18 protein-coding genes are annotated in these 18,760 nt (G+C 72.6%); 3 read left to right on the plus strand and 15 right to left on the minus strand.

Features of this window, described 5'->3' with window-relative positions; genetic code table 11:
• Nucleotides 1-178: 178 nt before the first annotated feature.
• The 3 genes from ACYVKZ_RS11960 to ACYVKZ_RS11970 form a co-directional block, all read right to left on the minus strand.
• On the minus strand, nt 179-3,073 hold the full coding sequence (locus ACYVKZ_RS11960) for an FAD-binding and (Fe-S)-binding domain-containing protein (RefSeq protein ID WP_460992473.1): 2,895 nt from the start codon (nt 3,071-3,073) through the stop codon (nt 179-181).
• Between the two features lie 56 nt (nt 3,074-3,129).
• Entirely contained in the window at nt 3,130-4,074 is a 945-nt protein-coding gene (locus ACYVKZ_RS11965; RefSeq protein ID WP_460992474.1) for an ABC transporter substrate-binding protein, read from the minus strand.
• A gap of 310 nt (nt 4,075-4,384) precedes the next feature.
• Nucleotides 4,385-5,080 (minus strand): ArsR/SmtB family transcription factor, encoded by a 696-nt coding sequence (locus tag ACYVKZ_RS11970; protein ID WP_460992475.1) that lies wholly within the window; start codon nt 5,078-5,080, stop codon nt 4,385-4,387.
• A gap of 118 nt (nt 5,081-5,198) precedes the next feature.
• On the opposite strand from ACYVKZ_RS11970, the gene ACYVKZ_RS11975 reads away from it, so the two are divergent.
• Complete coding sequence (locus ACYVKZ_RS11975; protein ID WP_460992490.1) at nt 5,199-6,395, plus strand: MFS transporter; 1,197 nt, start codon at nt 5,199-5,201, stop codon at nt 6,393-6,395.
• 95 nt (nt 6,396-6,490) lie between these two features.
• On the opposite strand, the gene ACYVKZ_RS11980 is transcribed toward ACYVKZ_RS11975, so the two are convergent.
• Genes ACYVKZ_RS11980 through ACYVKZ_RS11990 form a run of 3 tightly spaced genes read right to left on the minus strand, consistent with a single transcriptional unit; the run spans nt 6,491 to nt 9,878 of the window.
• A complete protein-coding gene (locus ACYVKZ_RS11980) occupies nt 6,491-7,507 on the minus strand; it encodes a carbohydrate ABC transporter permease (protein ID WP_460992476.1) in 1,017 nt (338 codons plus the stop codon).
• A complete protein-coding gene (locus tag ACYVKZ_RS11985; RefSeq protein ID WP_460992477.1) occupies nt 7,504-8,478 on the minus strand; it encodes a carbohydrate ABC transporter permease in 975 nt (324 codons plus the stop codon). Before ACYVKZ_RS11985 ends, ACYVKZ_RS11980 begins: the two co-directional genes overlap by 4 nt.
• Complete coding sequence (locus ACYVKZ_RS11990) at nt 8,478-9,878, minus strand: type 2 periplasmic-binding domain-containing protein (RefSeq protein WP_460992478.1); 1,401 nt, start codon at nt 9,876-9,878, stop codon at nt 8,478-8,480. The genes ACYVKZ_RS11985 and ACYVKZ_RS11990 overlap by 1 nt, the downstream gene beginning before the upstream one ends.
• A 243-nt stretch (nt 9,879-10,121) precedes the next feature.
• Between ACYVKZ_RS11990 and ACYVKZ_RS11995 the strand changes: the two genes are divergently transcribed.
• Together ACYVKZ_RS11995 and ACYVKZ_RS12000 are read left to right on the plus strand one after the other, a co-directional pair.
• Nucleotides 10,122-10,289: a hypothetical protein gene (locus tag ACYVKZ_RS11995; RefSeq protein WP_460992479.1), complete on the plus strand. Its 168-nt coding sequence runs from the start codon at nt 10,122-10,124 to the stop codon at nt 10,287-10,289.
• Nucleotides 10,286-10,867: a hypothetical protein gene (locus tag ACYVKZ_RS12000; protein WP_460992480.1), complete on the plus strand. Its 582-nt coding sequence runs from the start codon at nt 10,286-10,288 to the stop codon at nt 10,865-10,867. Before ACYVKZ_RS11995 ends, ACYVKZ_RS12000 begins: the two co-directional genes overlap by 4 nt.
• Before the next feature lie 30 nt (nt 10,868-10,897).
• Here the strand turns inward: ACYVKZ_RS12000 and ACYVKZ_RS12005 are convergent, their stop codons facing one another.
• The 9 genes from ACYVKZ_RS12005 to ACYVKZ_RS12045 all read right to left on the minus strand — a co-directional run bounded on the left by ACYVKZ_RS12005 (nt 10,898) and on the right by ACYVKZ_RS12045 (nt 18,526).
• A complete protein-coding gene (locus ACYVKZ_RS12005) occupies nt 10,898-11,854 on the minus strand; it encodes a 3-hydroxyacyl-CoA dehydrogenase NAD-binding domain-containing protein (protein WP_460992481.1) in 957 nt (318 codons plus the stop codon).
• A gap of 16 nt (nt 11,855-11,870) precedes the next feature.
• Nucleotides 11,871-13,265: an NAD(P)(+) transhydrogenase (Re/Si-specific) subunit beta gene (locus ACYVKZ_RS12010; RefSeq protein WP_460992482.1), complete on the minus strand. Its 1,395-nt coding sequence runs from the start codon at nt 13,263-13,265 to the stop codon at nt 11,871-11,873.
• The gene (locus tag ACYVKZ_RS12015) at nt 13,262-13,570 is read right to left on the minus strand and encodes an NAD(P) transhydrogenase subunit alpha part 2 (protein ID WP_460992483.1); all 309 of its coding nucleotides are present in this window, start codon (nt 13,568-13,570) and stop codon (nt 13,262-13,264) included. Before ACYVKZ_RS12015 ends, ACYVKZ_RS12010 begins: the two co-directional genes overlap by 4 nt.
• Nucleotides 13,570-14,844, minus strand: coding sequence for a Re/Si-specific NAD(P)(+) transhydrogenase subunit alpha (locus ACYVKZ_RS12020; RefSeq protein WP_460992484.1), 1,275 nt, complete (start codon nt 14,842-14,844; stop codon nt 13,570-13,572). The genes ACYVKZ_RS12015 and ACYVKZ_RS12020 overlap by 1 nt, the downstream gene beginning before the upstream one ends.
• Before the next feature lie 70 nt (nt 14,845-14,914).
• Nucleotides 14,915-15,352: a VOC family protein gene (locus tag ACYVKZ_RS12025; protein ID WP_460992485.1), complete on the minus strand. Its 438-nt coding sequence runs from the start codon at nt 15,350-15,352 to the stop codon at nt 14,915-14,917.
• A gap of 83 nt (nt 15,353-15,435) precedes the next feature.
• Entirely contained in the window at nt 15,436-16,668 is a 1,233-nt protein-coding gene (locus tag ACYVKZ_RS12030) for a sigma-54-dependent transcriptional regulator family protein (RefSeq protein WP_460992486.1), read from the minus strand.
• A gap of 124 nt (nt 16,669-16,792) precedes the next feature.
• Nucleotides 16,793-16,990 carry a YegP family protein gene (locus tag ACYVKZ_RS12035; RefSeq protein ID WP_460992487.1) on the minus strand — a complete coding sequence of 66 codons (198 nt, stop codon included), beginning with the start codon at nt 16,988-16,990 and terminating at the stop codon, nt 16,793-16,795.
• Nucleotides 16,991-17,114: 124 nt separating this feature from the next.
• Complete coding sequence (locus tag ACYVKZ_RS12040) at nt 17,115-17,399, minus strand: MoaD/ThiS family protein (RefSeq protein WP_460992488.1); 285 nt, start codon at nt 17,397-17,399, stop codon at nt 17,115-17,117.
• Nucleotides 17,400-17,401: 2 nt separating this feature from the next.
• Nucleotides 17,402-18,526, minus strand: coding sequence for an exo-alpha-sialidase (locus ACYVKZ_RS12045; protein ID WP_460992489.1), 1,125 nt, complete (start codon nt 18,524-18,526; stop codon nt 17,402-17,404).
• Nucleotides 18,527-18,760: the final 234 nt, after the last annotated feature.

An 18,760-nucleotide genomic window follows, 5' to 3' on the forward strand; every position in this document is an offset into this window, starting at 1 on the left:
CGCTGGCCCGAACCCACCCACGCCTCCGACGCCACCTACAACTTCCCCTCCAACTAGACCCAGCCCCTTCCGTCTGAAGGTCACCACCTGGGAGTCACCTCCTGGAGGTCAACGTCCTGACAATGACCTCCAGGGGGTGACTCCCAGACGGTGAGGGCGGGGAGCCCGCTGTGCCCGGCTACGGCCGAGCCGCGTCCCCGCCCTGCCGCAGCGCGTCGGCGAGCACCTGCACGAGATGCCGGCCCTCGAGCCCGGCGAGGTCCGCCACCTGGGTCCGGCACGAGAATCCGTCGGCCAGGATCTCGCGGTCGGGCGAGGCCTCGGCCCGGGCGAGGATCCCGCCGCGGGCGATCTGCTCGGAGACCTCGTAGTGGCCCGCCTCCATGCCGAAGTTCCCGGCGAGACCGCAGCACCCGGCGGAGACCTCCACGTCGCAGCCCATAGACTCGAGCAGCCGCCGGTCCGGCCCATAGCCCATGATCGAGTAGTGGTGGCAGTGCGGCTGGACGAGCAGCTTGCGCCCGGAGTGCGGCGGCTCCCAGCCGATCCCCGTGAGGAACTCAGCCACGGTCTTCACCGAGCCCGCCACCTCGGCGGCGCGCGGGTCCCGTGGCAGCAGCTCGACCAGATCCGAGCGCAGCGTCGCGGTGCAGCTGGGCTCGAGCCCCACCACGGTCCGTCCGGCCTGGACGTGCGGGGCGAGCTCGTCCAGGGCCCGGTGCAGGCGCACCTTGGCCGCATCGAGCTGGCCCGTGGAGATGTACGTGAGCCCGCAGCACGCCTTCCCGGCCGAGACCTCGACGTCGCACCCGGCGGCCTCAAGCACGGCGATGGCGTCGCGGGGGATCTTCGGGTCGAGGGCGTCCGAGAACGTGTCGACCCACAGGAGCACCTTCGGCCCACCGCGCCGCGCACCTGCCGCTTCCGCCTCGCCTCCTGGCGCACGACGCCGGCCCCGCTCCTCCCAGCGGAACGGCGCGGCGGGCAGGCGGGGTAAGGAGCGGCGCCGGTCGGCCCCCATGAGCGTGAGCGCTGCGGCGCGCAGTGCCGGGACCCGCCCTGCGAGGTTGGCCAGCGGGGCGAAGGGCGCAGTGAGCCGGAGCCACCGCGGCAGCCGGCCGAGGGTGTAGTGGCTGAGGGGCCGCAGGCGCCGCCGGTAGGTCTGGAACAGCGTCTCGGACTTGTACCGGGCCATGTCGATGCCGGTAGGGCAGTCGCTAGCGCAGGCCTTGCAGCTCAGGCACAGGTCGAGCGCCTCGTGCACCTCCGGCGAGCGCCAGCCCTCCCGCACCAGGCTGCCGTTGAGCATCTCCTGCAGCGCCCGGGCGCGCCCGCGGGTCGAGTCCTTCTCGTCGCGGGTTGCGATGAAGGAGGGGCACATGAACGCTCCGGCGCCCCGCGCGTCCGCCCGGCACTTCCCCACGCCCACGCAGCGGTGCACGGCGGAGGTGACGCTCCCGCCGTCGTCCGCGAAGGCGAAGCCGGACCCGACCCGCAGCTCGACCGCCTGGGGCCGGCGGAGATCGGCGTCGACCTTCGCGGGGCGCACCACGATCCCCGGATTCATCAGGTCCTCGGGATCGAACAGGGCCTTGAACTCGGCCATTGCCGTGAGGGCGTCGGCGCTGTACATCGCGCCGAGCAGCTCGGACCGGGCGCGGCCGTCGCCGTGTTCGCCGGAGAGGGAGCCGCCGTGGGCGGCCACGAGCTCGGCGGCCCGCTCGAGGAAGCGGCGCAGCACCGCGCCGTCGTGCTCGAGGGGGAAGTCGAGGCGGAGGTGCACGCACCCGTCGCCGAAGTGGCCGTAGGCCATGCCGCCCACGCCCTCGCTGTCCATGAGACCGGCGAGGGCCCGGAGGTAGTCGCCGAGGTACTCGGGCGGGACGGCGGAGTCCTCCCAGCCGCCCCAGGCCTGCCGGTCGTCCTGGGTGCGGCCGGCGTGCCCCGAGGCGTCTTCGCGGATGCGCCAGAGCCGACTGGCCTCCTCGCCCGCGGGGAGGACCTGGATCGCGTCGGTGGCCGCGGCGTCGGCGAGGCGGCGTGCGGCCTCGGCCGCCTCGTCGGGGGTGTCCCCGGGCAGCTCGGCGATGAGGAGGCAGCCGCCCTGGGGGACGTCGGGCACGCTGCCGGGGCCCTTGGCCCGCCGGACCGCATCGAGCAGGCCGGTGTCGAGGGCCTCCAGGGCGAGGGGGCGGAAGGGCAGGAGGTTGGGCACGTCGTCGGCCGCGGCGGCGAGGCCGGGGTAGCCGAGGACCGCGAGCGCGGGCGCCTCCGCGCGGGGGACCAGACGGAGCGTGGCCTCGAGGAGCACCCCGCACGTGCCCTCGGTGCCCACGAGGGCGGCGGCGAGGTTGGAGCCGTTCTCGGGGAGGAGGTGCTCGAGGGAGTAGCCGGAGACCTGGCGGCGGAACCGGCCGAACTCGGTGCGCAGCAGCGCTCGCCACCGGTCCACGAGCCCGGCGAGGCCGGGGACGGCGTCGAGCGCCTCCGCGCCGGAACCGGCCGTGATCACCTCCCCCGACGGCGTGAGCCACGTCAGCGAGAGCACGTTGTCCGCGGTCCTGCCGTAGGACATGGCGTGGGCCCCGCACGCATTGTTGCCGATCATCCCGCCGAGCGTGCAGCGGGTGCCGCTCGCCGGGTCGGGGCCGAAGCGCAGGCCGTGCGGGGCGCAGGCGTCCTGGAGGTCCTTGAGGACGACGCCGGGCTCGACCACCGCCGTCCTCGCCTCCGGGTCGAGGCTCACGATCCGGTTCAGGTGCCGGGACGTGTCGATGACCAGGCCGGGCCCGATGGAGTTGCCGGCCATCGAGGTGCCGCCGCCGCGCAGGGTGACGGGAACCCCGTGGCGGCGGGCGGCCGCGACCGCCTCGATGAGGTCCTCGCGGCTGCGGGGACGCACCACGACGCCCGGCGTCACGCGGTAGTTCGCCGCGTCCGAGGTGTAGAGCGCCCGGGTCAGGGACGAGTCGTCCACGTCGCCGCGGAGGCTGCCACGCAGCTCCTCGACGAGGGCGCGGAGGCCCTCTGGGCTCCGGCGGCTGGTGTCAGGACGCTGCACGGTCGACGTCATGCTCCAGTGCTACCCCGGATCGGCCGCGGATCACAGTCCAGCCCGCGGATACCGGCTCAGCCGGCGAGGCCCTTCTCCTTCAGCCACGCGTCCGCCGCGGCCTTGGGGTCCTGCTTGGCGCTGCCCGAGACCTGGTCGTTGAGCTTGACGAGGTCCGCCGTGGTCAGCGCTGCCTGGACCTTGTTCAGCACGCCCTTGGCCTTGTCCGTGATCCGGTCGGTGCGCACGAGGGGCACGACCTGCTGGGCGGCGAAGTTGTTCTGCGGGTCCTCGAGCGTCACGAGGTGGTTCTGGGAGATGAGCGGCGAGGTCGTGAACACGTCCGCGGCCTGGATCTGGTTGTCCAGGAGTGACCTGACGGTGACCGGGCCGCCGCTGTCGCTGAGCGGGACGAACTGCTTGGGCGTGCACCCGTACTTGGCCTTGAGGCCGGGCAGGCCCTGCGGGCGGTCCTTGGCCTCGGGCGGCATGCCGAGGGAGATCTGGTCGCAGACCTTACCGAGGTCGGCGAGGGTCTTGAGGCCGTACTTGTCCGCGGTGGCCTGGGTGACCACGATCGAGTCCTTGTCCTCGGCGTTGGCCGGGTCCAGGACGGCGAGGCCCTGCGGCGTCGCGGCGGGGAGGGCCTTCATGACGTCCGCGGCGCTCACGGCCGTGGCGTTCTTGTCGAAGTAGCGCAGGAGGTTGCCCGAGTAGTCCGGCACGGCGTCGATCGAGCCGTCCTGGAGGGCCTTGACGTAGACCTCGCGGGAACCGATCCCGGTCTTCGTGGTCGCATGCACGCCGGCGCCGTTGAGCGCCCCGGCGTAGATGTCGGCAAGGATCTCGCTCTCGGTGAAGTTCGCCGAGCCCACCACGATCGGGCCGCCCGCACTGGCCTGGCCCGAGGCGGGCGCCGTCGAGAGCGGGTTGGAGCCGCCGCCGCACGCGGACAGGGCGAGGGCGACGACGGGTACGGCCACGAGGGCGGCCCTGCGGGCAAGGCGTCGGTAGATGGTCACGGTCGGGTTCCTCCTGCGGTCGGTGCGGTGACGTGCCGTGCTCCCGGACCGGTGCTCGCACCCGGGTCGAAGGCCATCATCCCCTGTTCTTCGGAACGGGCGGAGGAACGGATGGCCAGTGGCGCGGCGCGGGCGCGGCGGCGCCGGCCGCGATGCCGGTCCCGAGCCCGAGCAGGGGGCCGAGGCCTGCGATGCGGTTGGCCTGCTCGTCCTCGTCTTTCGGGATGCCGACCCCGGCCGCGCCCGCGAGCCGGCGCGCCGATTCCTCCGGCGTGCTGGTCCGCCACTGCGCGCGGGAGACGCTCCTGCCCTAAGCGGCGGGGCCGGATTCGACCGCCAGGCCGGCGAGGCGCCACTCGAGCATCCCGTCCTCGAGCCGGCGCGCGGTGACGCCGTGGGCGCGGAGGAGGTCCACGGCGTCGTACGCCATCACGCAGTAGGCGCCGCGGCAGTAGGCCACAACCTCGGAGTCCTCAGGCAGCTCGGCCAGGCGCGCCCCGAGCTCGTCGAGGGGGATGGAGAGGGCGCCGGGAAGGTGCCCGGCCTCGAATTCCTCCCCGGGGCGGACGTCGAGCACCGTCACGGTCCCCGCGGCGGTCCGCTCGGCGAGCTCCTCGCGGGTCAGCCCCCGCTCGGCGCCCCGCTCCCCCGCGAGGCGGAGGTAGGCGACCCGCCGCGGCTCGACGCCGGCCACCCGCTCCTGCGCGACCCCCCGCAGGAGCGCGTACAGGCGCAGCACGTCCGGGCCCGCCACGGTGTAGTAGATGCGGGTGCCCTCGCGGCGGGTGGCCACGAGCCCCGCCTGCCGGAGGGTCTGCAGGTGCGCGGACGCCGTCGACAGCCCGAGCCCCGCGGCTTCGGCGAGCACCTCGACGCTCCGCTCGCCCTGCGTGAGGAGGTCGAGCAGCTCGAGCCGCTTCCCGTTGGCCAGGGCCTTGCCCACGCGGGCGAACTCCTCGAACAGTGCTGCCTTGTCCGCCCTGCGGCCGACCGACCCCTCTGCCATCCAGTCCTCCAAAGATCCGTGTAATACTGGATCAGATCCTATTCCATGTTTCTTTGGAGAACCAGTGAAGACCACCGCTCCTCCAGCCCTCGGCCTGAGGCAGAACCTCGCCCAGTTCATGCTGCTCGTCGCGGTCAACGCCCTCGTGGGCGGAACCCTCGGGCAGGAGCGCACGGTCCTGCCGCTGCTCGCCACCCGCGAGTTCCGGCTCGACCTCTACACGAGCGCCCTGACCTACATCCTCGCCTTCGGGGTCTCCAAGGCCGCGATGAACTACTTCGCCGGAACCCTCTCGGACCGGTTCGGCCGCAAGCCCGTGCTCGTGGCCGGCTGGCTCGTGGCGATCCCCGTGCCGCTGATGCTCATCGCGGGCCCGGACTGGGCCTGGATCGTGGCCGCGAACGTGCTCCTCGGCGTCAGCCAGGGCCTCACGTGGTCCACCACCGTAGTGATGAAGATGGACCTCGTCGGGCCCCGCCAGCGCGGCCTCGCCATGGGCCTGAACGAGGCGGCGGGCTACCTCGGCGTCGCGGTGACCGCCCTCGCCACCGGCTGGATCGCCGCCCAGTACGGCCTCCGGCCGGGACCGTTCCTCCTCGGCGCGGCCTACATCGCGCTCGGTCTGGGCCTCTCCGTCCTGACCGTGCGGGAGACCCACCACCATGCCATGCTCGAGGCCGCCCAGCACGTCTCCGCCCGGGCCGCGGCCCACGGGGGCCTCACCACCGGGCAGGTCTTCCGGCTCACGAGCTTCACGGACCGCTCCCTCTCCGCGGTGAGCCAGGCCGGCATGGTCAACAACCTCAACGACGGCCTCGCGTGGGGGCTGTTCCCGGTCCTGTTCGCCTCGGCCGGGCTGAGCCTGGGCCAGATCGGCCTCCTGGCCGCCGTCTACCCCGCAGTGTGGGGCGCCGGCCAGCTCGTCACCGGGGCCGCCTCGGACAGGTACGGCCGCAAGTGGCTCATCGCCGCCGGGATGGTGGTCCAGGCGGTCGCCCTCGGGATGGTCGCGGCCGGGCACGGCTTCGGGATCTGGCTCGCCGCGGCCGTCCTGCTCGGCGCCGGCACGGCGATGGTGTATCCGACGCTGCTCGCGGCGATCGGCGACGTGGCCCACCCCGCCTGGCGCGCCCGCTCGGTGGGCATCTACCGCCTCTGGCGCGACGGCGGGTTCGCCGTCGGCGCCCTGCTCTCCGGCATCCTCGCGGACGTCTACGGGCTGCCGACGGCGGTCGCGGCCGTCGCGGTCCTCACCGCCCTCTCCGGGCTGGTCGTCGCGGTGCGCATGCGCGGCGGCGACCACGCCGCGGCGTAGCGCATCTCTGCGAAGGAGACGGATCCCCACGGAAGGCGACGCACGACGGCGGGCGCGCACCCGCCGTCGTGCGCCGCCGAACGGAGGGGTCGGGCTCAGCCCTTGAGCGAGCCAGCGGCGATCCCCTCGATGAAGTAGCGCTGGCCGAACGCGAAGATGACCATCATCGGCAGGGTCACCAGCAGCGACGCGACCATCACGAACTGGTAGTCGCCGTGGCCCCCGGCCGTGGGCGAGTACATGGTCATCGCGTAGGCGATGCCGAGTGGCACGGTGTACCCGTGGGGGTCGCCGAAGTTGAGGTAGATGAGCGGGCCGGCGAAGTTGTTCCACGAGGCCTGGAACTCGAAGATGAACACGATGATCGCGCTCGGCAGCGCCAGCGGGAACGCGATCCGGCGGAAGAGCCCGAAGAAGGAGCATCCGTCGATCCGCGCAGCCTCGAACAGGTCCCGCGGCAGCGAGAGGTAGAACTGCCGCATCAGGAAGATGTAGAACGCGGACCCGAACAGCGTCCCGCCCCACAGTGGCACCGTGGTCCCGAGCCAGCCGAGCGTCTTCCAGATCAGGTAGTTGGGGATGAGCGTCACGGCGCCGGGCAGCATCATGGTGCCGAGCAGGACGCTGAACAGCGCGTTCTTCCCCGGGAACCTGAAGTAGGCGAACCCGAAGGCGATGGCCGAGCTCGTGAGGGTAACGAGCGTGGCCGCCGCGAGCGCGATGAAGACCGAATTGAAGACCCAGCTGAGCAGGGGCAGCTGGTTCCAGACGTCCGCGTAGTTCTGCGGCGTGGGCGTCAGCGGGATCAGCCGGTTGTCGAAGACCTCGCCGCGCGGCTTGAGCGAGGCCGCGAGCAGCCACGCGAACGGGTACAGGAAGGCGAGCGCGAAGCCGATGAGCAGCACCCAGCGCACGGCACTGCCGAGCCGCCGCAGTGTCCGGCTCCGGCGATCGGCCCCGGGCCGCGGGGCAGCCGGATGGCCGGCCGAACCGCGCCGCTGTGGCTCGGCGGTGCCCGGGATGGAGCCCGCGGCGGTGAGGGGCGCGGCCGCCGCGGCGGAGGAGGGATCGTCTGCAGCGGTCGGTTCGAGGCCGGGGTTGGCGTTGGTCACGGGCGGTCGTTCCCCTCGTAGTGGACGAACCGGTTGCCGACCTTGATCTGGACCAGGGTGATGACCATGATGATCGCGAACAGCAGCCAGGCCATCGCGGCGGCCGGGCCGAAGTTGAACTGCTGGAACGCCTGCTGGTAGAGGTACACGCCGTAGAAGCGGGCTGCGTCCGGCACGGACGAGTTCCCGTCCCGGTAGAACAGCAGGTACGCCTGGTCGAACACCTGCAGCGCCCCGATCGTGTTGACGATCACGAGGAAGAACAGCGTCGGGGAGATCATCGGGATGGTGATGTGGAAGAACTGCTGGACGCGGTTGGCGCCGTCCGTCGCCGCCGCCTCGTAGAGCTCCCGGGGCACAGCCTGGAGCGCCGCGAGAAGGATCACGGTGGTGCCTCCGACGCCCCACAGGCTCATCAGCACGATCGAGGGCTTCATCCAGACGGGGTCAGCGAGCCACTGCGGCCCGACGATGCCGAACAGGCCCAGGAACTTGTTGATGGCCCCGCTGTTGCCGTTGAGCAGCAGGAGGAACACGGCGGCCGTGGCGACCCCGGGCGTCATCTTGGGCAGGTAGTAGACCACCCGGAAGAAGCCGGAGGCCCGCTTCACCCCGTTCAGCAGCGAGGCCAGCAGGAGCGCGAAGGCGATGTCGAGCGGCACAGCCATCGCGGCGTAGACGAAGGTGTTCCCGAGCGAGGCGAGGACGTTCGGGTCCTGCACGAGCCTTGCGTAGTTCTCGAAGCCGGCCGGGCTGCTGGCGCCCGTGGCGAGGTCGTAGTTCTGGAACGAGAGCACCAGGCTCCAGCCCATCGAGATCACCGTGAAGATCAGCAGCCCCGCGATCCACGGTGCGATGAAGAGGTAGCCGGCAGCCGACTCCCGGAGGTTGTACTTCCTCCTCCGGGACGGGCGCCCCCCGCGTGCGGCGCGGGGCGCCCGGGCTGTCCGGCCGCTGGTCTCGGCCGTCATCAGCCGTTCTTGCCGGCCGAGGTCTGCTGCCAGGCCCGCAGCGCCGTGGCCTGCGCGTCCTTGAGGGCGGTGGCCGGATCCTTCTCGCCGGAGAGTGCCACGGCGACGGCGTTGGAGAGCGCGTCCTTGATCGCCGACCCCGCGGGGGAGCTGCCGAAGGAGGCGGTGTTCCCGTCCAGCGTCGAGTACGCAGTGCTGATCAGCTGGTCGAAGTCCGCGCTGCCCGAGGGCGCCACGTGGGCGTCGCGGACCGCCTTGTCAGCGGCCGGGGAGCCCGTGAACAGGCCCGTGTTGATCGAGTTCTTCTGCTGGACCGTCTTGGCCCGGGCGTCGCCGGCCGCCTTCCAGGCGTCCAGGGAGGTGGCCTTGATGGCCCACGTGCACGCGGCGGAGGGGTTCTTGGCCGCGGTCGGGATGGCGAGGGCGGTCCCGCCGGCGTAGCCGAGGGCCTTGCCGTCCATGGTCTTGATGGGCACCCCGACCACGCTCACCTTGTCCTTGGTCGCGGAGAGCACGTTGATGTACCACTGCGCCCAGGTCTGGGCGCCGACCTCGTTCTTCACGTACTGGTTCTCGTTGCCGAAGACGTCCATGGAGTCCTTGAAGGACTTGATGGCGGCGTAGCCGCCCTGGGCGTCCATGAGCTTCTTCATCCAGGTCAGGGCCGTGACGTCGGCGGCCGCGTCCAGGGTCGGCTTGCCGCTGGCATCCATGGCGCTCCCGCCGAAGACCTGCAGCCACAGGTCGGCGGAGCCGGGCAGGTCGGCGTCGAAGCCGATCACCGAGGGCTTGCCGCCGGAGGCCTTGTACATCTTCTGCGCGGCCGCCACGATCTGGTCCGGCTTGGACGTGTCGAGCTGGTCGGTGCCCACGCCGGCGGCCTGCATCACGTTCTTGTCCGCGATGAGCATGGAGGTCTGGAAGAACTGGGGGACCCCGTAGACCTTGCCGTTGTAGGTGACGCTCTTCGTGGCCGCGGGGTAGTACTGCGTCTGCGGGTCCACACCCCAGAGCGAGTAGCAGGCGTCGAGGGGCTGGATGAGGCCCTTGTCCGCGAGCGTGGGGACGAGGCTGCGGTCCACCTGGATGAGGTCCGGGACCTGGCCCGAGGCCGCCTGGGCGGAGAACTTCTGGGCGTCGAAGTTGGTGGTGTCCATGGTCACCGTGGCAGGGGCGACCGCCTTCGTGGCCAGATCGGAGCGGGACTTGCCCACCTCGTCCGAGGGGTTGAAGCCGCTGGTCTTGAGCGTGCCCGAGACGTCCTTGCTGAACGATCCCGCGCCGGCCCGGCCGCTGGGGGCGGCGCTGCCCCCGGACGCGGCGGGGTTGCACGCGGTGAGTGCCACGAGAACGGACAGGGACAGCGCTGCGGCGCTGAGCTTGGTCCTGTGAGTCGACATTGACGTCCTCTTCCTTCAAGCCGTTGAAGTCCCCCGGGGGTGCGCAGGGGGACGTACGGAGTTCCGGGTGTCCCCCCTGCTTGAGAACGATGCCCCTTCTAGGCGAAGGCTATCGAGGAGAAGCGGAGGAGTCCCGCACCCGCCGCCGCCGTGTCGGAAGCGGCCCGCTTGCCCTGCGGGGCAAAGCGGCCTACAGTAGAAATACCCCCAGGGGTATCAGCTCTCGGACAAAGGAGAATCCTCATGTGCAGCCCCGCAACGTGCCCCACCTGCGGCAAGGTGACCTGGACTGGCTGCGGCCAGCACGTCGACCAGGTGTTCGCGAACGTCCCCGAGTCCCGCCGCTGCCCCGGGCACGACGGGTCCGCCGCCGGCGGCAGCCTGCCGGGCAAGTTCCTCTCCTGGCGGTGAGCGCTCCGGGGCCGCAGGGCTCCGCGTTCGACGCCGACCCCGTCCTCTCCCTGCCGACCGCCCCGCCGCTGGCCCCCGCCACGCGGCGGGCGGTCCTGGCGACGTGGACGCGGGGGCGATGGGCCACTGCCGCGGCGGCCGCGGTGCTCGCGGCCGCCACGCTGGTCGTGGCCAACGGGGCCTTCGACGCCGCCTCCCTCCCAGGCGCCCTCTGGACGGCGGTCCTCGTCGCAGCCGGCTCGGCCGCGTTCGGGCTGCTCGTCGGCAGCCTCGTCGGAGCCCCGATCGGGGCCGAGGCGACCGCGTGCGATGTCCGCGGGCCGCTGTTCGGCATGATGGGCCTGCTGCTGGGCACGACGCAGGGCCGCTCGAGCCTGCTCGTCCAGCTGTTCGCCGGCCTGCCCCCGGACGCGATCCGCTACGGGGTCCAGCCCGCGGTGGGCGCCGCCGCGGTCGCGCTCATGGCGGCCGCACTCTCGGCGCGCCTCAGGCTCGAACGCGATGCCGTCGCGGATCCGGCCGGCGCCCAGGCCTGCGCGACCTGCGTGCCCCTGTTCCCGCGCCACCCGCAGCCGTAGGCCCGTAGGCCGCCCCGCCAAGGGGGCCGCCTACGGAATCTGCGGCGCCTGGGCCTTCGCGGCGAGCAGGCCGAGGAGGAGCCTGTCCCGCTCGGCGAGCACGGCGCGCCAGTCCCGGCCCTCGAGCTCGGCGGCCACGCCCTCGGCCATGGTCGCGATGTACTCGTCGGTCTCGGGGTACGCGCCCAGATCCGCCGCCCACTCCCGCATGGACGGCCCGAGGTGCTCGAGGAAGTGGGTGATCCCGCCGTCGCCCCCGCCTGCATGCATCGTGAGGAACGGCCCCAGCAGCGCCCACCGCAGGCCGGGGCCGTACGCGACCGCCGTGTCGATGTCCGCGACGCTCGCCACGCCGGTGCTGACCAGGTGGAACATCTCCCGCCAGAGGGCGTCCTGCAGCCGGTTGGCCACGTGCCCCGGGACCTCGCGGTTGATCCGGATGGGCTTCTTGCCGATCCCGGTGTAGAAGGACAGGGCCCGGTCCACGTTCTCGGGTGCGGTCTGCGCCCCGCCGAGCACCTCGACGAGCGGGATGAGGTGCGGCGGATTGAAAGGGTGCCCGAGCACGAGCCGCTCCGGGTGCCGCATGCCCCGCTGCGCCTCGGAGACCAGCAGCCCCGAGGACGAGCTCGCGATGAGCACCTCGGCGCCGGCGCCCTCCTCGATCTCGGCGAGGATGGCACGCTTGAGCTCGAGCCGTTCGGGCCCGTTCTCCTGGACGAAGTCCGCTCCGCGGGCTGCCTCGGCGGCCGTGGGTGCGAACGTGAGGCGGTCCTGCGGGGCGCCGCCCTCCCCCGCCCCGACACCGAGCGCCTCGAGGGTGGGCCAGAACGCCTCGACGTGCGCGCGGAGCCGGCCTTCGGCGCCGTCGGCGGGGTCCGAGGCGGCCACTCGGAAGCCGCGGGAGAGGTAGTAGGCGGCCCAGCTCGCGCCGATGGTGCCGGTGCCGATCACGGCCACCGTCCCCGGGGTCGTCGTGGGGGTCATTGCGGTCCTTCCATGGTCAGAGCGCCTTCACGGCGCCGAGGACCTTGGTGAGGGAGTCCTTCGCGTCGCCGAACAGGAGGGCGGTCTTGGGGTCGTAGAGCAGCTCGTTCTCGATGCCGGCGAAGCCCGGCCGCATGGACCGCTTGAGGAAGACCACCTGCTTGGCGTCGGCGACCTCGAGGATCGGCATGCCGTAGATCGGGGAGCCGGGAGTGGACTTCGCGGCGGGGTTGACCACGTCATTCGCGCCCACCACGAGTGCGACGTCGGCCTGCCGGAACTCGCCGTTGACCTCGCTCATCTCCTTGAGCGACTCGTAGGGCACGTTCGCCTCGGCCAGGAGCACGTTCATGTGGCCCGGCATGCGCCCGGCCACCGGATGGATGGCGAACTCGACGTCGGTCCCGCGGGCCTCGAGCGCGGCCGCGAGCTCTGCAGCCGTGTGCTGCCCCTGCGCGACGGCGAGCCCGTACCCGGGCACGATGATGACCTTCTGCGCGTAGCCGAGCAGCACGGCCACGTCCTCGGGGTTCGAGGAGCGGACGGGGCGGTCGGAGACGGCGGTGGAGCCCGCCGTCGACCCTCCCCGGAACGCGCCGAACATGATGTGCGTGACGCTGCGGCCCATGGCGGCCGCCATGAGCCGGGTGAGGATCGTGCCGGACGCGCCGACGAGGGTGCCGGCGACGACGAGGAGCACGTTGCCGAGCACGAGCCCGCTCGCCGCCACGGCCAGGCCGGTGAACGCGTTGAGCAGCGAGATCACGATGGGCACGTCCGCCCCGCCCACGGGCAGCACGAGGAGGATGCCCGCCAGGAGCCCGAGGGCGAGGAGCACGACGGCGAGCGGCATCGAGCCCGTCGCGACCACGGCCCCGGCCGCGACGAGCGCGGCGAGCAGCACGGCGCCCATGAGCACGGGCAGTCCGAGGAACGTGACGGGCCGGGTGGTCATGAGCTCCTGGAGCTTCGCGAAGGTCACCGCAGACCCGGCGAAGGAGACGGCGCCCACCAGGAGCGTGAAGACGATCGCGAGCCGCACCCAACCGCCCGTGGGACCGTCCGCGTGGGGAAGCTCGAGCAGGGCGACGAGGGCAGCCGCGCCGCCGCCCACGCCGTTGAACAGGGCCACGAGCTGCGGCATCTGGGTCATCTTCACGCGGCGGGCGATCGGCGCCGCGATCGCCGCGCCCACCGCGATCGCCGCGAGGATCCAGGGGATGTTGGCGAGCCGGCTCGAGAGGAAGACGGTCACGAGGGCGATCGCGGCGCCGAGGGCGCCCACGAGGTTTCCGCGGCGCGCATGCTTCGGTGAGGACAGGCCCTTGAGGGCCAGGATGAAGCACACGGCCGCGGCGAGGTAGAGCAGCGCGGTCCAGGTCGGGCCGAGGAGGGGCGCGGAGGCGGTCACCGGGCGTCCTCCTTGGCCCCGGGAGCGGGGCGGCGGCCCTTGAACATCTCGAGCATCCGGTCCGTCACCACGAACCCGCCCACCAGATTGGCCGTGGCGAGCACGACGGCGAGCAGGGCCACCGCGAGCACCCACCCGTCCTCTGCCTGGCCAGCCACGACGATCGCGCCCACGAGGATGATCCCGTGGATCGCGTTCGCGCCGGACATCAGCGGGGTGTGCAGGATGCTGGACACCTTCGAGACCACCTCGAAGCCCACGAACACCGCGAAGACGAGGATCGTGAGCACCTCCACGCCGCCCATCAGCCTGCCCCTTCCTCGGTCTCGTCGGGTTCGCCCGGCGGCCTGTCGCGCCGCACCGTCCCGGCGGCGACCGGGCTGCCCGCGGCACCGGCCGCCGATGGGGTGGCCGCGAACGCGGCGACCGCCTCGGCGGTCGGCTCGTGGCGCACCTCGCCCGCGTGCGTCAGGCAGGCGCCGGCCACCACCTCGTCGTCGAAGTCGGGGCGGATCTCGCCGCCGTCGCCCGGTTCGCGCGGCACGAGCAGCTCGATGAAGTTGGCGACGTTCTTGGCGTACAGGCGCGAGGCGTCCGCGGCCATCGCCGAGGCCGCGTCCTTGAGGCCGACAACGGTGACCTCGCCCCCGCCCTCCGCCGTCGGCACGGCGACCTCCTCGCCCGGGACGGAGCCCTCGACGTTGCCGCCGGACTCGGCCGCCATGTCCACGACCACCGAGCCGGGCCGCATGGCGGCGACCATCTCCCGGGTGACGAGCAGCGGGGCGCGGCGGCCGGGGACCGCGGCGGTGGTGATGAGCACGTCGGCGTCCGCGACGTGCGGGGCGAGGAGGCGGCGCTGGAGGGCGCCGCGGTCGGCGGAGAGCTCGCGGGCGTAACCCCCGGCGGCCTGGGTGGCCTCGGCGGACTCCACGTCGAGGCGGACGAAGGTTCCGCCCATCGAGGCGACCTCGTCCGCGGAGGCGGGGCGGATGTCGTTCGCCGAGACCCGGGCGCCGAGACGCTTGGCGGTGCCGATGGCCTGGAGGCCCGCCACCCCGGCCCCGAGCACGAGCACTTTGGCCGGGGGGATCGTGCCCGCGGCGGTCATGTAGAGCGGGAAGAAGCGCGGCAGCCGGATCGCGGCCTCGAGCACGCAGCGGTAGCCGGTCACGAGCGCCTGCGAGGTGAGGGCGTCCATGGACTGCGCGCGCGAGATCCGCGGGACGAGCTCGAGGGCGAAGGCGGTCACGCGGCTGTCCGCGAGTGCGCGGACGGTGGGCAGCTCGGTGGACGGCGAGGCCAGTCCCACCGTGACCGCGCCGGGGCGGAGGGCCGCGGCGACGGCCGGATGGAGCGGCCGGACGTGGGCCAGGAGGTCGACGTCCGCGAGGTCGAGCGCGGGCACCACCTCCGCCCCGGCCTCGGTGTACGCGGCATCGGCATGCCCGGCGGCCGCCCCTGCCCCTGACTCGACCACGACTCCGAGCCCCAGGGCCGCCAGCTGCCGCACGGTCTCGGGGGTCGCGGCGACGCGCCGCTCGCCGAGGAGCCGCTCCCTTGCGATGCCCACCCTCACGTGCACACCTCCGCTCCGGCGGCACACCGTGGCCGCCTGAGCCAGAGTCTATGCGCCGGGGCGCCGGTGTCTACGATCCCTCGCCCTGTCCTGCCTGGCCGGCGATGTTGACGAGCCAGGCGATGCCGAACCGGTCGGTGAGCATGCCGAACGTGTCCCCCCAGACGGCCTTCTCGAGCGGCATCGCCACGGTGGCGCCCTCCGTGAGCCTGTCCCAGTAGCTGCGCAGCTCGTCCTCGGTCTCGGGGCCGCCGCTGAGCGAGACCGAGAAGTTGTTGCCCGGGTGGTACTCCATCCGCGACGGCGTGTCCGAGGCCATGAGGGTGAAGCCGCTGGGCGTGGTGAGCTGCGAGTGCATGACGAGGGGTCCCTCGGAGGGGTCGGTCGCAGCGTGCAGGTCGTCGAAGGTGGAGATGTTCAGCTCGCCGCCGAGCACCGACTGGTAGAACGTCATGGCGTCCCGGGCGTTGTCCTTGAAGCTGAGGTAGGGGTTGAGGGTGGCAGGCACAGTACGGCTCCTTGTGAGAGATCTGACGCTGACCCTCAGGACCCTACGGCGTGCCGCCGGCAGTTGTCAGCCGCCGAACGGCCCTATCCGGCGAGCCGCTCGAGGTGGGCCACCACGGCGGCCCGCTTCGGCGAGCGCGGCGGAAGGAGGCTGAGTGCGGTCCGCCACGCCTCGGCGTCGGCCGCCGCCTCGGGGAGCCGGAGGTAGTGCAGCACGACGTCGACGGCGGCGCTGCCCACCACGGCCTCCCGCAGCGTCGCCGACAGCTCCTGCCGGAGCTCCGCAATCGCCGGCGCCTCAGAGCGCGGCAGGAGCTGGCCCGCATAGGCGCCGAGGGCCTGCCGGTGGGAGCCCCGGGCCAGGAGGGCGAGGGCGGTCATCGAGTCGACCTCGAGCCCGTCCACCCTGTAGGGACGCGAGAGCAGCGTGACCCCAGTCCCCGAGGACTCGAGGACCTTGCGCAGCCGCACGAGCTCCGCCCTCAGGGTCACCGGCGGCACGGGCTGGGAGTAGAGGCGCTCGGCCAGCTCCTCGGCCGTCAGTCCGCGCGGGTTGCCGGCGAGCAGCACGAGGATCTCCGAGTGCCGCACGCTCAGGCTCAGCTCGCGTCCTGCCCAGCGCAGCACGCCCTGGTCGCGGCCGGTGACGGCCAGCACCGCGCCGACCGGCCGCTGGGCCCGTTCGATGCGGGGCTTCCGCTCCGGGCCGAGCCCCCTGAGCCGCTCCTCGACGGCCGCGACCGTCGCCCTGAGCCAGGGCAGGGCATGGCCGCCCACGGCCTGCTCGCCCCCGGTGATGTCCACGACGCCCAGCGTCTGCCCCGTCCCGGGATCGCGGATGGGCATCGCGGTGCAGGAGAAGGCCTCGACCAAGGGGCTGAAGTGCTCGGCACCGTGGATCTGCACCGGCCCGCCCGTGGCCACGGCGGTGCCGGGTGCGGAGGTGCCGACGCTCGCCTCGGACCAGTCGGCGCCCTCGAGGAAGGCCATCCGCTCGGCCCTCCGCCGCACCGAGGCGTCACCGCCGAGCCACAGGAGCCGGCTGTCCGCATCGCCCACGGCCACGAGGATGCCGGAATCGCGGGCGGGCTCGACCAGGAGCTGGTCGATCACGGGCATCACGGGGGCGAGGGGATGCTCCGCGCGATAGGCGTCGAGTTCACCCTCGCCGAGGATGCTCGTGACCACGGCGTCCTCGCGGCGGGGATGCACGGCGAGGGAGCGGCGCCAGGAGTCGGCCACGACAGGGCGCGCCGATCCCCCGTCCCCCTCTGCGGGGGCCAGATCGGGTGCCGACTGCACCGGGTTCGCACGCACGCCCACCCACTCCTTCATGTGTGCCGTGGGTCACAGTGTACGCGCCACCGCGCCCCGTCCGGCCGGCGGAAGGTTGCGGGCACGTTGCGCCGGCGGCCGCCGAGGTCCGGACCGATGGGAGCGCTCAGCCGCCGTGCGCGGTGCGGTCGACCACGAGCGCCTGCGCCGCCGCCTCACGGATCTGGGCGATGGCGCTGCGCACCGCCTCCAGATTCGGCAGCCCGGCGAGGTCGCTGAAGACCTCCCCCGCTGGCCCCGTCATGCGCAGCCGGTAGGAGCCGCGCCTGGCCGGGTCTCGGAGTACTTCGAAGGTCGGGCTCATCATTCACCTGTCGGTCCGCAGATCGCTGTCCGCTCGATTATGTGACAGTCCCAGTCTCACTCACCGGCTCGGGCGTGACCAAGGTCAAAGGTCACATATCGGCATCTCGGGCGCGTCTATCGGCCTAGCCGCCTGCGATGGACTGGATGACGAGGATCTCCTGCCCCGCGGCAACCGGTGTCGACAGGCCGCGCCCGCGGCGCACGTCCTCCCCGCCGACGTACACGTTCACGTGCCGGCGCAGCTCGCCCCGCTCGTCCCGGAGCCTGCGGCCCAGCACCGGGTAGTCGCGGCCGACGGCGTCGAGCGCCTCCCGCACGGAGGCCGCCTCCGCGTCGGGCAGCTGGAACTGCGTCTGCCCTCCGCTCGCCGCCGCCAGGACGGAGGGGACGACGACGGTGACCGGCACGCCTAGGCCGCCGGGCCGGCGTCGTGCGCTGGCTGCGCGCCCGAGGTGAGCTCTGCGCCCCGCACGCACAGGACGTCTGGCAAGTGCGCTATCACCTCTTGGAAGGATTCCCCTTCGTCCGCGCTGGCGTACACGGAGCCGCCGCGGGTGCCGAAGTAGACGCCCACGGGTTCCGCCGTGTCGACGGACGCGGCGTCGCGCAGCACGGTGTTCCAGTCCGGCTCGGCAAGGCCCGTCGTCAGGCTGCGCCACGTCTCCCCGGCGTCGTCGGTGCGGTGGACGGCGAGGCGGCCCCGCGGGGCGACCCGCTCCCAGTCGGACACGAGGGGAACCACCCAGGCCGTGCCGCTGCGCCGGGGATGGGTGAGCATGACGAACCCGAAGTCGGCGGGCAGCCCGTCAGCGATGGACACCCAGGTGTCGCCGCGGTCGTCGCTGCGGTAGACGCCCCGGTGGTTCTGCGCGTAGAGGCGGCCGTCGGTGTCCGCCGCGATCTTGTGCACGCACTGCCCGACCTCGGGACTCGGGTCGGGCAGGAAGTAGGCGGAGATTCCGTGGTTCCGCGCGGTCCAGCTCGCGCCAGCATCGGTGCTGCGGTAGACGCCGCCGGCGCTGATGGCGACGTGGACCTGGTGCGGGTCCTCCGCGTCCGGCACGATCGTGTGCACAGCGGCACCGCCGGCGCCCGGCGCCCACTGGTCCCTGTCGGGATGGTCCCAGAGGGCGCGGTTGAGTTCGAAGGTCGCGCCGCCGTCCGTGGACTTCCACACCGAGATGGGCTCCGCCCCGACCCAGACCACGTCCGGCCTGTCCTCGACGTCCGGCTGGATCTGCCAGATGCGCTCGACGGCGGCATCAGTGCCCTCAGGGAAGACGACGGAGCCGTGGTCGGGCTCCGTCCACGTCGCGCCGAAGTCGTCCGAGTGCACGACGGTGGGCCCGAAATGCTCGGAGCGGACGCCGACGAGCAGGCGGGTCCGGCCGCCGCGCGTGTCGATGGCGACGGAAGGGATCTCCTGCATCAGGAACTGGGGCTCGGCGACGGTCCAGGTCTGGCGGTCCTCGCTCGTGGCGAGCCAGAGCCCCTTCTTGGTCCCGACGGCAAGGAGGAAGCGCGGCGTGGTCATCGCACCATCAGAGCACCGGGGCGCCGGCACAGCAAGGGGGCGGCCATGAAGTCACTACGCCCGAAGGTAGGCAGACCTAACCTGCGGCGGTAGTGTCGTACCAGGACTCAAGGCTGCCCCGGAGTGCGTATTCCCCCAATTGCGCGCTCCGGGGTCTTTGTTTGGTGTGGTTAAATGCGGGAGCCCCCCAACGGTGGGTTGGGGGGCTCGACCGTGTGGTGTTGTCCGGCGGTG

The organism is Sinomonas soli (assembly GCF_054782415.1).